Origin of the sequence: Cupriavidus sp. H18C2 (assembly GCF_049393795.1) — a bacterium.
Taxonomy (GTDB): Bacteria; Pseudomonadota; Gammaproteobacteria; order Burkholderiales; family Burkholderiaceae; genus Cupriavidus; species Cupriavidus pauculus_C.
In genome coordinates this window covers 133,807-147,068 of the sequence record NZ_CP186011.1, presented here as the reverse complement: position 1 = coordinate 147,068, position 13,262 = coordinate 133,807, and the positions used below count along the sequence as shown (strand labels likewise).

7 protein-coding genes, 2 tRNA genes, 2 rRNA genes and 1 pseudogene are annotated in these 13,262 nt (G+C 62.1%); 7 read left to right on the top strand and 5 right to left on the bottom strand.

What is annotated here, in order from left to right; genetic code table 11:
• Positions 1-95: 95 nt before the first annotated feature.
• The 4 genes from EPAKOI_RS17320 to EPAKOI_RS17305 all read right to left on the bottom strand — a co-directional run bounded on the left by EPAKOI_RS17320 (position 96) and on the right by EPAKOI_RS17305 (position 5,002).
• Positions 96-2,974: ribosomal RNA gene (locus EPAKOI_RS17320) — 23S ribosomal RNA — on the bottom strand.
• Positions 2,975-3,245: 271 nt separating this feature from the next.
• Positions 3,246-3,321, bottom strand: a tRNA-Ala gene (locus tag EPAKOI_RS17315).
• Positions 3,322-3,329: 8 nt separating this feature from the next.
• Positions 3,330-3,406: transfer RNA gene (locus tag EPAKOI_RS17310), tRNA-Ile, on the bottom strand.
• Between the two features lie 64 nt (positions 3,407-3,470).
• A 16S ribosomal RNA gene (locus EPAKOI_RS17305) occupies positions 3,471-5,002 on the bottom strand.
• Together the 16S and 23S rRNA genes with 2 tRNA genes alongside form the textbook arrangement of a ribosomal RNA operon.
• Positions 5,003-5,567: 565 nt before the next feature.
• Between EPAKOI_RS17305 and EPAKOI_RS17300 the strand changes: the two genes are divergently transcribed.
• From EPAKOI_RS17300 to EPAKOI_RS17275, 6 genes are all read left to right on the top strand, one after another.
• Positions 5,568-5,954 carry an OsmC family protein gene (locus EPAKOI_RS17300; protein WP_423194105.1) on the top strand — a complete coding sequence of 129 codons (387 nt, stop codon included), beginning with the start codon at positions 5,568-5,570 and terminating at the stop codon, positions 5,952-5,954.
• A gap of 320 nt (positions 5,955-6,274) precedes the next feature.
• Positions 6,275-7,096: a hypothetical protein gene (locus EPAKOI_RS17295; RefSeq protein WP_423194104.1), complete on the top strand. Its 822-nt coding sequence runs from the start codon at positions 6,275-6,277 to the stop codon at positions 7,094-7,096.
• A gap of 288 nt (positions 7,097-7,384) precedes the next feature.
• Positions 7,385-8,005 carry a response regulator transcription factor gene (locus tag EPAKOI_RS17290; RefSeq protein WP_313839229.1) on the top strand — a complete coding sequence of 207 codons (621 nt, stop codon included), beginning with the start codon at positions 7,385-7,387 and terminating at the stop codon, positions 8,003-8,005.
• The gene (locus EPAKOI_RS17285) at positions 8,002-8,436 is read left to right on the top strand and encodes an Hpt domain-containing protein (protein ID WP_124685893.1); all 435 of its coding nucleotides are present in this window, start codon (positions 8,002-8,004) and stop codon (positions 8,434-8,436) included. Before EPAKOI_RS17290 ends, EPAKOI_RS17285 begins: the two co-directional genes overlap by 4 nt.
• A gap of 112 nt (positions 8,437-8,548) precedes the next feature.
• Positions 8,549-9,526: a rhodanese-like domain-containing protein gene (locus tag EPAKOI_RS17280; protein WP_313839231.1), complete on the top strand. Its 978-nt coding sequence runs from the start codon at positions 8,549-8,551 to the stop codon at positions 9,524-9,526.
• 154 nt (positions 9,527-9,680) lie between these two features.
• Positions 9,681-10,691 (top strand): LLM class flavin-dependent oxidoreductase, encoded by a 1,011-nt coding sequence (locus tag EPAKOI_RS17275; protein WP_423194103.1) that lies wholly within the window; start codon positions 9,681-9,683, stop codon positions 10,689-10,691.
• Between the two features lie 81 nt (positions 10,692-10,772).
• Here the strand turns inward: EPAKOI_RS17275 and EPAKOI_RS17270 are convergent, their stop codons facing one another.
• Complete coding sequence (locus EPAKOI_RS17270; RefSeq protein ID WP_423194102.1) at positions 10,773-12,335, bottom strand: methyl-accepting chemotaxis protein; 1,563 nt, start codon at positions 12,333-12,335, stop codon at positions 10,773-10,775.
• Between the two features lie 165 nt (positions 12,336-12,500).
• Here EPAKOI_RS17270 and EPAKOI_RS17265 point away from each other — a divergent pair.
• Positions 12,501-13,259 (top strand): annotated as a pseudogene (locus EPAKOI_RS17265) (lipoate--protein ligase family protein).
• Positions 13,260-13,262 lie beyond the last annotated feature (3 nt).

Sequence of the window (13,262 nt, the reverse complement as noted above, 5' to 3'; positions counted from 1 at the left end):
GTGGTCAGCGCGGGCGAATCTGGGTGTAGTAAAGATATGGGGTTGTGCTGTATGCCTGTGGCACAGCGGAACACCAGGTAAAACACACTGGTTATAGGATCAAGCCTTACGGGCAATTAGTACTGGTTAGCTTAACGCATTACTGCGCTTCCACACCCAGCCTATCAACGTCCTGGTCTCGAACGACCCTTCAAGGAGGTCAAGCCTCCAGGGAATCCTCATCTTCAGGCGAGTTTCCCGCTTAGATGCTTTCAGCGGTTATCTCTTCCGTACATAGCTACCCTGCGATGCCTCTGGCGAGACAACAGGTACACCAGCGGTACGTCCACTCCGGTCCTCTCGTACTAGGAGCAGCCCCCGTCAAGATTCCAACGCCCACGGCAGATAGGGACCAAACTGTCTCACGACGTTTTAAACCCAGCTCACGTACCTCTTTAAATGGCGAACAGCCATACCCTTGGGACCGGCTACAGCCCCAGGATGAGATGAGCCGACATCGAGGTGCCAAACACCGCCGTCGATATGAACTCTTGGGCGGTATCAGCCTGTTATCCCCAGAGTACCTTTTATCCGTTGAGCGATGGCCCTTCCATTCAGAACCACCGGATCACTATGTCCTGCTTTCGCACCTGCTCGACTTGTCGGTCTCGCAGTTAAGCACGCTTTTGCCATTGCACTTTAGGTACGATGTCCGACCGTACCAAGCGTACCTTCGAACTCCTCCGTTACACTTTGGGAGGAGACCGCCCCAGTCAAACTGCCTACCATGCACTGTCCCCGACCCGGATTCACGGGCCAAGGTTAGAACCTCAAACAAACCAGGGTGGTATTTCAAGGACGGCTCCACGTGAACTAGCGTCCACGCTTCAAAGCCTCCCACCTATCCTACACAGATCGGTTCAAAGTCCAATGCAAAGCTACAGTAAAGGTTCATGGGGTCTGTCCGTCTAGCCGCGGGGAGATTGCATCATCACAAACACTTCAACTTCGCTGAGTCTCGGGAGGAGACAGTGTGGCCATCGTTACGCCATTCGTGCAGGTCGGAACTTACCCGACAAGGAATTTCGCTACCTTAGGACCGTTATAGTTACGGCCGCCGTTTACCGGGACTTCAATCAAGAGCTTGCACCCCATCATTTAATCTTCCGGCACCGGGCAGGCGTCACACCCTATACGTCCACTTTCGTGTTTGCAGAGTGCTGTGTTTTTATTAAACAGTCGCAGCCACCATTTTATTGCAACCCCTTCACCCTTCTGGCGCAGGCCAGTCAAGCTACCAGGGCGTACCTTATCCCGAAGTTACGGTACCAATTTGCCGAGTTCCTTCTCCCGAGTTCTCTCAAGCGCCTTAGAATACTCATCTCGCCCACCTGTGTCGGTTTGCGGTACGGTCTCGTATGACTGAAGCTTAGAGGCTTTTCTTGGAACCACTTCCAATTGCTTCGCAGCACTAGGCCGCTCGCCCCGCATCCTTGAATTCCGCGCCCGGATTTGCCTAAGCGCCTTCTCCAATGCAGGGACCGGGACTTCCAACACCCGGACAACCTTCCGCGATCCGTCCCCCCATCGCATCATACGACGGTGCAGGAATATTAACCTGCTTCCCATCAGCTACGCATCTCTGCCTCGCCTTAGGGGCCGACTCACCCTACGCCGATGAACGTTGCGTAGGAAACCTTGGGCTTACGGCGAGGGGGCCTTTCACCCCCTTTATCGCTACTCATGTCAGCATTCGCACTTCTGATACCTCCAGCATCCTTTACAAGACACCTTCACAGGCTTACAGAACGCTCTCCTACCACGCGCTTGCGCGCGTCCGCAGCTTCGGTGACTGGCTTAGCCCCGTTACATCTTCCGCGCAGGACGACTCGATCAGTGAGCTATTACGCTTTCTTTAAAGGGTGGCTGCTTCTAAGCCAACCTCCTGACTGTTTTAGCCTTCCCACTTCGTTTCCCACTTAGCCAATCTTGGGGACCTTAGCTGGCGGTCTGGGTTGTTTCCCTCTTGACACCGGACGTTAGCACCCGATGTCTGTCTCCCGTGATTGCACTCTTCGGTATTCGGAGTTTGCTATGGCGGGGTAATCAGCAATAGACCCCCCAACCATGACAGTGCTCTACCCCCGAAGGTGAGACACGAGGCACTACCTAAATAGTTTTCGGAGAGAACCAGCTATTTCCAGATTTGTTTAGCCTTTCACCCCTATCCACAGCTCATCCCCTAACTTTTCAACGTTAGTGGGTTCGGTCCTCCAGTACGTGTTACCGCACCTTCAACCTGGCCATGGATAGATCATCTGGTTTCGGGTCTACACCCAGCGACTCAACGCCCTGTTCGGACTCGCTTTCGCTACGCCTTCCCTAATCGGTTAAGCTTGCCACTGAATGTAAGTCGCTGACCCATTATACAAAAGGTACGCCGTCACCCGTTGCCAGGCTCCGACTGTTTGTATGCATGCGGTTTCAGGATCTATTTCACTCCCCTCCCGGGGTTCTTTTCGCCTTTCCCTCACGGTACTGGTTCACTATCGGTCGATCACGAGTATTTAGCCTTGGAGGATGGTCCCCCCATCTTCAGACAGGATTTCACGTGTCCCGCCCTACTTGTCGTACACCTAGTTCCACAACGCTGTTTTCGCATACAGGGCTATCACCTGCTATGGCCGGGCTTTCCATCCCGTTCTGCTAACAATGCTGCTAAAGAGTACAAGGCTCTTCCCATTTCGTTCGCCACTACTTTGGGAATCTCGGTTGATTTCTGTTCCTGCAGCTACTTAGATGTTTCAGTTCGCCGCGTTCGCTTCCCTTGCCTATGTATTCAGCAAGGGATGACCCATACGGGCCGGGTTTCCCCATTCGGACATCTCCGGATCAAAGCTCGTTTGCCAGCTCCCCGAAGCTTTTCGCAGGCTACCGCGTCCTTCATCGCCTGTGATCGCCAAGGCATCCACCACATGCACTTGTTCGCTTGACCCTATAACGAGTGTGTCTCCACATCCATTACAGGTCTGAGTTCTCGCGTTTGTGCCGTATTCCAAGTCATCTTTCGATCACTTAAATACATTTTGGTTGATACAATCACAACCCGGTATCGCGTACTGCAGCACGCCTCATCAACGCACTCGCGACACCTTTACTACATCCCATATTGTTAAAGAACAGCCGAGCAAACATGCTCGATGGCAACAGCCAAAGACAAACACTCGCAACCGAGCGCTTCTCTTTGACAACTACCCCAAGGTAAGTGGTGGAGGATGACGGGATCGAACCGACGACCCCCTGCTTGCAAAGCAGGTGCTCTCCCAGCTGAGCTAATCCCCCGGATAACTTGGTGGGTCTGGTAGGACTTGAACCTACGACCCCCGCCTTATCAAGACGGTGCTCTAACCACCTGAGCTACAGACCCTTGGCTGTAACACTCAAACAAACCGATAAGTGTGGACGCTTGACTTGTGAACACAAGCCTCTGGAAAGGAGGTGATCCAGCCGCACCTTCCGATACGGCTACCTTGTTACGACTTCACCCCAGTCATGAACCCTGCCGTGGTAATCGCCCTCCTTGCGGTTAGGCTAACTACTTCTGGCAAAACCCACTCCCATGGTGTGACGGGCGGTGTGTACAAGACCCGGGAACGTATTCACCGCGGCATGCTGATCCGCGATTACTAGCGATTCCAGCTTCACGCAGTCGAGTTGCAGACTGCGATCCGGACTACGATGCGTTTTCTGGGATTAGCTCCCCCTCGCGGGTTGGCAACCCTCTGTACGCACCATTGTATGACGTGTGAAGCCCTACCCATAAGGGCCATGAGGACTTGACGTCATCCCCACCTTCCTCCGGTTTGTCACCGGCAGTCTCTCTAGAGTGCCCTTTCGTAGCAACTAAAGATAAGGGTTGCGCTCGTTGCGGGACTTAACCCAACATCTCACGACACGAGCTGACGACAGCCATGCAGCACCTGTGTCCACTTTCCCTTTCGGGCACCTAATGCATCTCTGCTTCGTTAGTGGCATGTCAAGGGTAGGTAAGGTTTTTCGCGTTGCATCGAATTAATCCACATCATCCACCGCTTGTGCGGGTCCCCGTCAATTCCTTTGAGTTTTAATCTTGCGACCGTACTCCCCAGGCGGTCAACTTCACGCGTTAGCTACGTTACTGAGAAAATGAATCCCCAACAACTAGTTGACATCGTTTAGGGCGTGGACTACCAGGGTATCTAATCCTGTTTGCTCCCCACGCTTTCGTGCATGAGCGTCAGTCACGTCCCAGGGGGCTGCCTTCGCCATCGGTATTCCTCCACATCTCTACGCATTTCACTGCTACACGTGGAATTCTACCCCCCTCTGACGCACTCTAGCCTTGCAGTCACAAGCGCAATTCCCAGGTTAAGCCCGGGGATTTCACGCCTGTCTTACAAAACCGCCTGCGCACGCTTTACGCCCAGTAATTCCGATTAACGCTCGCACCCTACGTATTACCGCGGCTGCTGGCACGTAGTTAGCCGGTGCTTATTCTTCCGGTACCGTCATCCGCCCCAGGTATTAACCAGAACGTTTTCTTTCCGGACAAAAGTGCTTTACAACCCGAAGGCCTTCTTCACACACGCGGCATTGCTGGATCAGGGTTGCCCCCATTGTCCAAAATTCCCCACTGCTGCCTCCCGTAGGAGTCTGGGCCGTGTCTCAGTCCCAGTGTGGCTGATCGTCCTCTCAGACCAGCTACTGATCGTCGCCTTGGTGAGCCTTTACCCCACCAACTAGCTAATCAGACATCGGCCGCTCCTGCTGCGCGAGGCCTTGCGGTCCCCCGCTTTCACCCTCAGGTCGTATGCGGTATTAGCTAATCTTTCGACTAGTTATCCCCCACAACAGGGTACGTTCCGATGTATTACTCACCCGTTCGCCACTCGCCGCCAGACCGAAGTCCGCGCTGCCGTTCGACTTGCATGTGTAAGGCATGCCGCCAGCGTTCAATCTGAGCCAGGATCAAACTCTTCAGTTCAATCTCTGTGTGCCCCGAAGGGCTCGCTCTTTCGAGCGGTCGCTCACTCTCAGAAAACTGACTGGCTTGACCCCGAAGAGCCAAACCAACATGTTTTACTGTGCGAGCACTTGATACTGTTGAAGCAACACCAGGAACCCGAAGTCCCCGGCGGCGTTCGCCATCAAGCGCCCACACTTATCGGTTGTTTGGTTGTTAAAGAACTTCAGCGGGCCGGCTTCGCCGTTCGCTGTCGCTGCGTATTTCGTCGCAGCGGAGAAACGAGATTATGCAGAGCATTCAACGTTTCGTCAACAGGTTTCGCAGAACTTTTTTCTGCCGGTCAGCGCTGGCAAACCTCGCCAACTCCAACCCCCATCAACCCCGCAACCCTTGTCGCTGCTGCGTTTGCAGCGCGGTTCGTGTTGCGAGGGGGCGAATATTAGACGGGTTCCACGCGGTGCGCAAGGGCTTTGCCACGGAAATGTGAAAAAAGAATGAATGCGGCCGCCTGTCCACTTGTCGGCCACTGTATAGAATCCTCTTTCAGGCCGCCCCGGCTACCACCCCTTCTAGGAATCTTCCGATGACCATCCACGCCCATTGGCTCGCCAGCTCCGGCACGAGCGTCTGCGATCTCGATAACGGCACCGCCAAGTGGCAGGCGGATCTCGACGCGCCCATGGGCAATCCGTCGATTCCGAATCCGCACGATCTGCTGGACTCTGCGCTGGCCGCCTGCACGACGCTCACGCTCCAGCTCTATGCCAAGCGCAAGGGCTATGCGCTGAACGAAGTCCGCGTGAGCGTCGGCCATGAAGAATCGCCGGGCGCTTACACGATGATTCGCCAGATCGCTCTGGAAGGCGACCTGCCCGCGAACGTGCGCGAGGACCTGCTGCGCGTCGCCAACAAGTGCCCGGTGCACAAGTCGCTGTCGGCGACGATCACGATCGATACCACGCTGGCCTGACGCATCCGGGATTGATTTTTCAAATGATAATGGTTATCATTTGAAACCTCGGGTTTTGACACGACCTGAGTCAGCAAATGGGTTACCGGACACGCCTGTGTCCGGCCTTTTTTCCCCGGCCTGTCCAGGCAGCCCTCTTTCCCCCCCGCAGTTTCCCAAGCCGACACCCCGGCACACTTCGTTCGATAGCCCACGCTCCCACCTTCTTCAAGCGGACGAAGAAGCACGTCACCGCTTTGTCTCCCGTTAATCCCCGCTTAACATGACCCAAAAAAGAACATGGATCAGGACACAGGGAAGCATTCGGGAGCGGGGACATCTTGGCGAATTACCTGGAAGAGTATTGCGCGCGCATCCGGCGCGGCGGCGTTCGCGCCATGGCTGACAAGCCGTTGATCGTCGAACAGAACGGTGCGTATGTGATGAAGTACGTGCCCTTCGAACATCGCAACGAGAACGCCAGGCTCATCCTGGTCAGCGGCACGCCTGGCCATGCCCACGTGCAGCTCGCGGCGACGCTGACCGATGAACTGTTGCGCACCCACACACCTGGCCGCGTCATCCAGCGCGAGCACAAGCGGCGGGTAGAACTGGGCGGCCGCATGGTCCGCCCTAATCTGATCAGGATGCTCGATCACTTTCGCGTGCCCGAGCTGGTGGGCCAGCCGCATGCCGCCGCCCTCTGGAACGATGGATTCGAGTCGATCCAGCCGATGGCATTGCTGCCGCACGCCACCACCCGGCGCGGTCTGGCCTTCGACGGCTCGCTGGACGAGATCCTCGAAACCGCCATGCTGCGCCGGGTATTCGATCACCTGTTCCTGGCCGCCCTGCCCCAGATCCGGCCCGACGCGATCTATGTCGCGCTGGGCCGCACGGCCTGGGCCGCGCTGCTTCACGCCGTGGACGCCGGTCTGCTGTCGCGCGACCAGTTGGTCGGGATGATGCCGGTGCCGGCGCGCGCGGGCAGCATGGTGCGTTACTTCCTGCGCGAGATTGCCGAGCGCGACCTGTCGCCGAACGACCCGGTGCGCCACCGCATTGCGTGGCTCGATGCCGCCCATGCCGAGATGGAGGCCGGAGTACGGCGGATCCGCGACGCCCTGGCGCCAACCGTTCAGCCGGAACGCCTGATCGCCTGATTGAGCTGCTGTGTGCCGCATGCCCCACCTCAGTAGGGATAAGCGAACCTCGCAAGTGCCGATAACACTCCTTGAGGAATCTGACCTCCTCGCATTCCCGATTCGCGACCCCCGTGGCTTACGGCGGGTCGCTATTTTTTTGTCGGACGATATGCCTCTTTAGGCACACACTTGCGGAAATTTCCTACAAGGAATGGGGAAGCGTCGCATATTCAGACTGCCTCCCCGTTTCTATACTGCCTCGTCTTCTGAATAGCCCGGCGATGCCAGCGGCACTGCGAGCAAGGCATGACCACGATCCTGATCGTCGACGATCACCCTGCGCTGCGCCTCGCCCTGCGCGCCAACGTATGCGATCTGATGGAAGTCACGCAGGTCTACGAAGCCGACAACGGTCAGGCGGCCATCGATCACGTCCGCCAGCACAAGCCGGACCTCGTCATCCTAGACCTCGACATCCCGCGCCCGAACGGGATTGAAGCGGTGCCGCAGATGCGGTCGCTGCACCCGTCGATCCGCGTGCTGATCCTCAGCGCCCAGGACCCCCTGCAGTGCGCCGCCCGCGCGTTCCAGGCCGGGGCCCATGGCTACGTCAGCAAGACGCAGGACCTGGACGCGATCACGCGCTGCGCGGAAAGCGTGCTGGCCGGCTTCACCGTATTCCCGAGCCTCGCGCAGCGTGACCCGACGAACATGGGGCGGACACCGGGCCTGCACAACCTGTCCGACAAGGAAATGGAGATCCTGCGGATGCTGGCCCGCGGGATGAGCAACAAGGTCATCGGCAAGGCGCTGTTCATCAGCAACAAGACGGTAAGCAGCTACAAGGCGCGGATCATGGGCAAGCTGGGTGCCGAATCAGTGGTGGACCTGGCCGACTTCGCGCGTCGGCACCGCCTGGTTCCATGAGCCCTGGCCGCTCATGCGTCCACCTGAAACCCGACGAATGCCGCGCGATCGGCGTGGCCGTGGCCAGTGCCGCCTGCCGCGACGCCACGGTCCAGACGATGATCGTGACCCATCTGCTCGATGCCAACGACAAGGACCTTGCCGCGCTGCGTCGGGCCGTGGCACGGCGGGACTGGCCGGACGTGCAGCACTGCCTGCACCGTATCAAGGGCAGCGCGGCGCTGGCGCGCTGCACGTCACTGCTGGCGGCGGGCAAGTCGCTGGAATCGGCCGCGGGCCAAGGCAATGCCGCCGTGGTCAACACACTGTTTCCGCGCTACGTCGCTATCCTGAAGGAATTCAGTGACACACTGTCGGCACTGCGTCCCGGCCGCTGCCACCGACCCGGCGATCCCGCCGCGAACGCACCGGCTTCAGGAAATTTGACGTAGTGCCGTGCCGCGCGCCGCCCCCGGCGACGTGCCGGGCTGGCACACTGTGAACCTTTTCCCGGCACCGCCCCCTTTACGTTGCCGGACATCCACAATTGGCGGGAGACATGTCGTGGGCGATTTGCAGGCGTTGCTCGATGGGCACGGACTGAGTCTGGTGTTCCTGAACGTGCTGGCGGAACAGGCGGGCTTGCCCGTGCCGGCCTATCCGATGCTGTTCGTCGCCGGCGCGCTGTCGATGCAGGAGAGCGGGCCGTCGATCGGCGCCGTGCTGTTCGCGGTCATCGCCGCGTGCCTGATTGCCGACAGCGCCTGGTATTTCGCCGGCAAGCGCCTGGGCCAGCCGATGCTGCGCACCATCTGCCGCGTGTCGCTGTCCCCCGACACCTGCATCCGCCAGACCCAGTCGCTCTACCTGCGCGTCGGCCCGCGCTCGCTGGTGTTCGCCAAGCTGCTGCCCGGCGCCGGCGCGCTGTCCACGGCCATGGCCGGGATGACGGCGACGCCGTTCCTGACCTTCCTGTTCTACGACGCCCTGGGCGCGCTGGTCTGGGCCGGTGGCGCGCTGCTGGCAGGCGTGGTGTTCAGCGATTTCGTCGATACGATCCTGGCCGCCTTCAGCGCCTACGGGCACATCGCCGTGATGATCGCCGCGGGCGGCTTCGTGCTGTTCATTGCGTGGCGATTCTGGCTGCGCTGGCGCCTGCTGCGCCGAACCGGCCGCATCCCGCGCATGACGGTCATGGAACTGGAACAGCGCCGGGGCGGGGTCGAGCGGCCCGTGGTGGTGGTCGACGTCCGCGCGCAGGGCGAGACGCCGATCGAGCGTATTCCAGGCGCCTTGGTCATGGGCATGCAGGCGCCGTTCAGCGCGCTGGCCGATCACGACAAGGGCTCGGACATCGTCATCTACTGCGCCTGCCCGCACGAGATGTCGGCCGCTGTTCTGGCGGAACGGCTACGTTCGGCAGGCTTTCCGAACACCTGGGCGCTGGCCGGCGGCTTTGACGAATGGAAGCGGCTGCAAGGTGCGCTGAACGCCGATAGCGGCCCCGCCGCCGACGCCCCCAAGCAGGCGGCCGCCCACTAGCCACCGGCGCCCGGGCCCGGGACGCGGGCCCGCCCACGAGGCCCCACGGCCAGCATGGCTTCTTGGCCGGCGCCAGCAGGATCGGGCGGGGATGACTACCATAGCCCGTCCCCGAATCCAACGACGCACGGCCCCGGCCGGTGCGTGGCAAGCCATGATCCCCTATTCCCTGCTCGATCTTTCGCCAATCGCGGAAGGCAGCACCGCCGCCCAGGCCATGCACAACACGCTGGACCTCGCCCGGCATGCGGAACGCCTGGGCTACCGCCGCTTCTGGCTGGCGGAGCACCACAACATGCCCGGCATCGCCAGTGCGGCCACGGCCGTGCTGATCGGCTACGTGGCCCAGGGCACGTCTACCATCCGCGTCGGCTCGGGCGGCATCATGCTGCCCAACCATTCCCCGCTGGTGGTGGCCGAACAGTTCGGCACGCTGGCGTCGCTCTACCCGGGCCGCATCGACCTGGGCCTGGGCCGGGCGCCGGGTTCCGACCAGGCCACGGCCCGCGCGCTGCGCCGCCACCTCGACCACGACGCGGCCGACAGCTTTCCGCAGGATGTGGAAGAACTGCAGGCCTATTTCGACGAAGTACGACCCGGCCAGCGCGTGCGCGCCGTGCCCGGGGCCGGGCTGAAGGTGCCGCTGTGGCTGCTGGGATCGAGCCTGTTCAGCGCGCAGCTGTCGGCGGCCATGGGCCTGCCGTTCGCGTTTGCGTCGCACTTCGCGCCCGGCTTCATGCGCCAGGCCGTGGATCTGTACCGCCGCACATTCCGCCCGTCCGACCAGCTCGACCGCCCGCACGTGATGCTGGGCCTGAACGTGTTTGCCGCCGATACCGACGACGAGGCGCGCCGCCTGTTCAGCTCGCTGCAGCAGCAGTTCCTGTCCCTGGTGCGCGGCACGCCGGGCCAGCTCAAGCCGCCTGTTGACGACATCAGCCGCCTCTGGGACGCCAGCGAAGCCGATCCCATCCGCCGCTCGCTGGCCTGCTCGGTGGTCGGCAGCCCGGCAACGGTGCGCCAGGGCATCCAGGCCTTCGTCGACGACCTGCGCCCGGACGAGTTGATGCTGACCGGTCAGATCTACGATCACACGGCCCGGCTGCGCTCGTTCGAGATTGCCGCGCAGGCCATGCAGGCGCTGCAGCCGACCCCGGTCATCTGACCCGCCATCGGCCCGGGCAAGAAAAAACCGCGGTCCAGGCCGCGGTTTTTTGCCTTGTGGCGCGGGCGGGGCCGCCCGGCGTCAGGCCGTCGCCAGCCGGAACGCCGACACCGCGCGCATCATCGAATCGGCCTGCTCGGCCAGCGACTGGGCCGCCGCGGCCGCCTCTTCCACCAGCGCCGCGTTCTGCTGCGTCACCGAGTCCATCTGCGTCACGGCCTGGCCCACCTGTTCGATGCCGGTGCTCTGCTCGGCCGACGCCGCGCTGATCTCGCCCATGATGTCCGTCACGCGGCGCACGGCGCTCACCACCTCGTGCATGGTCTCGCCAGCCTTGGCCACCAGCGCCGAGCCGTTGTCCACCTGCGCCACGGAATTGTCGATCAGCGTCTTGATTTCCTTGGCCGCGTTGGCGCTGCGCTGGGCCAGGCTGCGCACCTCGCCGGCCACCACCGCAAACCCCCGGCCCTGCTCGCCGGCGCGGGCCGCTTCCACGGCCGCGTTCAGCGCCAGGATGTTGGTCTGGAAGGCAATGCCCTCGATCACGCCGATGATGTCGACGATCTGGCGCGACGCCTGGTTGATCTCGCCCATCGTCACCACCACCTCGCTGACCACCTCGCCGCCCCGGTTGGCGATGTCCGACGCATTCACGGCCAGCGCGCTGGCCTGGCGGGCGTTGTCGGCGTTCTGGCGGACGATGCCGGTCAGTTCCTCCATGCTCGACGCGGTCTGCTCCAGCGCCGACGCCTGCTCCTCGGTGCGCTGCGACAGGTCGAGATTGCCGGCCGAAATCTGGCTGGTCGCCGTGGCAATCGAGCTCGCGGCGCCGCGGATATCGCCCAGCGTGGCCGATAGACGTTGCTGCATCTGCTGCATCGCGGCCAGCACGCTGTGGTCGTCGCTGGCGCTCACGCGCACCGGCACGGTCAGGTCGCCGCTGGCGATGCGCGACACCGCCTCCACCGCATAGGCCGGCTCGCCGCCCAGGCTGCGCTTGACCGTGCGCATGATCAGGCCCATTACCGCCGCGATCATCGCGCCGATCAGCAGCGTGCTCAGGAACGCGTTGATCAGGTTGGCGCGGAAGGCGTCCTCGATGTCGATCAGGAACACGCCGGTCGCCACGAACCAGTCCCAGTCGGCCACGTGGCGCGCGTAGGTCAGCTTGCGCTGCGGGTTCTCGGTGCCCGGCAGGCGGCCGCGGTACGTGGAAAAGCCCGCGTCCTCGCCGCTGGTGCGCCGCGCGCCGTCGATGATGGCGCGGTACACATACACGCCGTCCGGGTCCTTGAACTCGCCGACCACGTTGCCTTCGGTCTGCGGCAAGCCGGGGTTCAGGATCACCTGCGGCTTGGAATCGACCACGAACAGGTAGCCGTTCTGGCCAAAGCGCATCGCGCGCAGCGCGTCCTTGGCCGCCTTCTGGGCGTCTTCCTTCGACATCGTGCCCTTGGCGGCGCGTTCGGCGTACAGCTTGACGATGCCCTCGCCGGTGGCCACCAGCGACTGCAGGCCGTCGCGGCGCTCCGCCATCATGACGGACTTGGTGTGGAAGGCGTTCCAGGCGCCCAGGGCAAGCAGCAGCACCCACATGACGGCCAGGGCCGCCCAGAGTTTGGCATTGAGGGTAAGTCGGTTCATGATGCGACAGGCTGAGGATGACGGATGGCCCAGCGGACATCCGGCAGGCTTCGAAAATAACGGCAGCTTTGCCGGCGCCTTTGAGCACCATCGTGGCGCATGGCGGATGCTGCACATCGGCAGGACGGCCCGCGCCGGGCTGCTGCCGCCTCTCATCGACCGACCATGACCTTGAACCACGCCACGCGGTTTGCCTTCGTCGACCCCGATCCTGCCGAGGCAGACCCGCTGCAGGGCGAACTCGCGCTGCTGGACCATGCCGCCCGGCAGGGGCCGGTGGCGCAGTTGTGGGAGGCGCCGTTATCGCTGGTGATTCCGCGCAGCTACCTGCGCCAGCCCGGCATCGAGGCCGCGCGGGCCGACTTTGCCGCGCGGGGCTGCCCGGTCTGGCTGCGCATGTCGGGCGGGGGGCTGGTGCCGCAGGGGCCGGGCATCCTCAACGTGAGCCTGGCCTAGGCGGTGCCGAAGGGCGCGGCCACGTGGATGGAGCCGGTCTACCTGCACCTGTGCGAGGTGATTGCCGCCGGCCTGCGGCAGGTGGGCGTGGAAACGCACTGGCAGGCCGTGGAGGGGTCGTTCTGCGATGGCCGCTACAACCTTGCCTGGGGGCCGGGCGATGCTGCGCGCAAGATCGCCGGGACGGCGCAGTACTGGCGCCGGGCGCCGGCCGACGCCCAGTCGCCGGACGGCCAGCGCCACCTGGTACTGGCCCACGCCATCCTGCTCGTCGATGCCGACCCCGAGGCGATCAACGCCCGCGCCAACGCGTTCGAGGCGGCCATCGGCAGCGGCCGCCACTACGATCCTGCCAAGGTGGTCAGCGTGCGGGAGGCAGCGGGCCTGACCGATGCCAGCGGGCTGGCGGCGCGGGTGTCGACGGCCATCCAGGCCGCCATCGCCGCTGCGCCGCCGCCGGGCCAGTAAGCG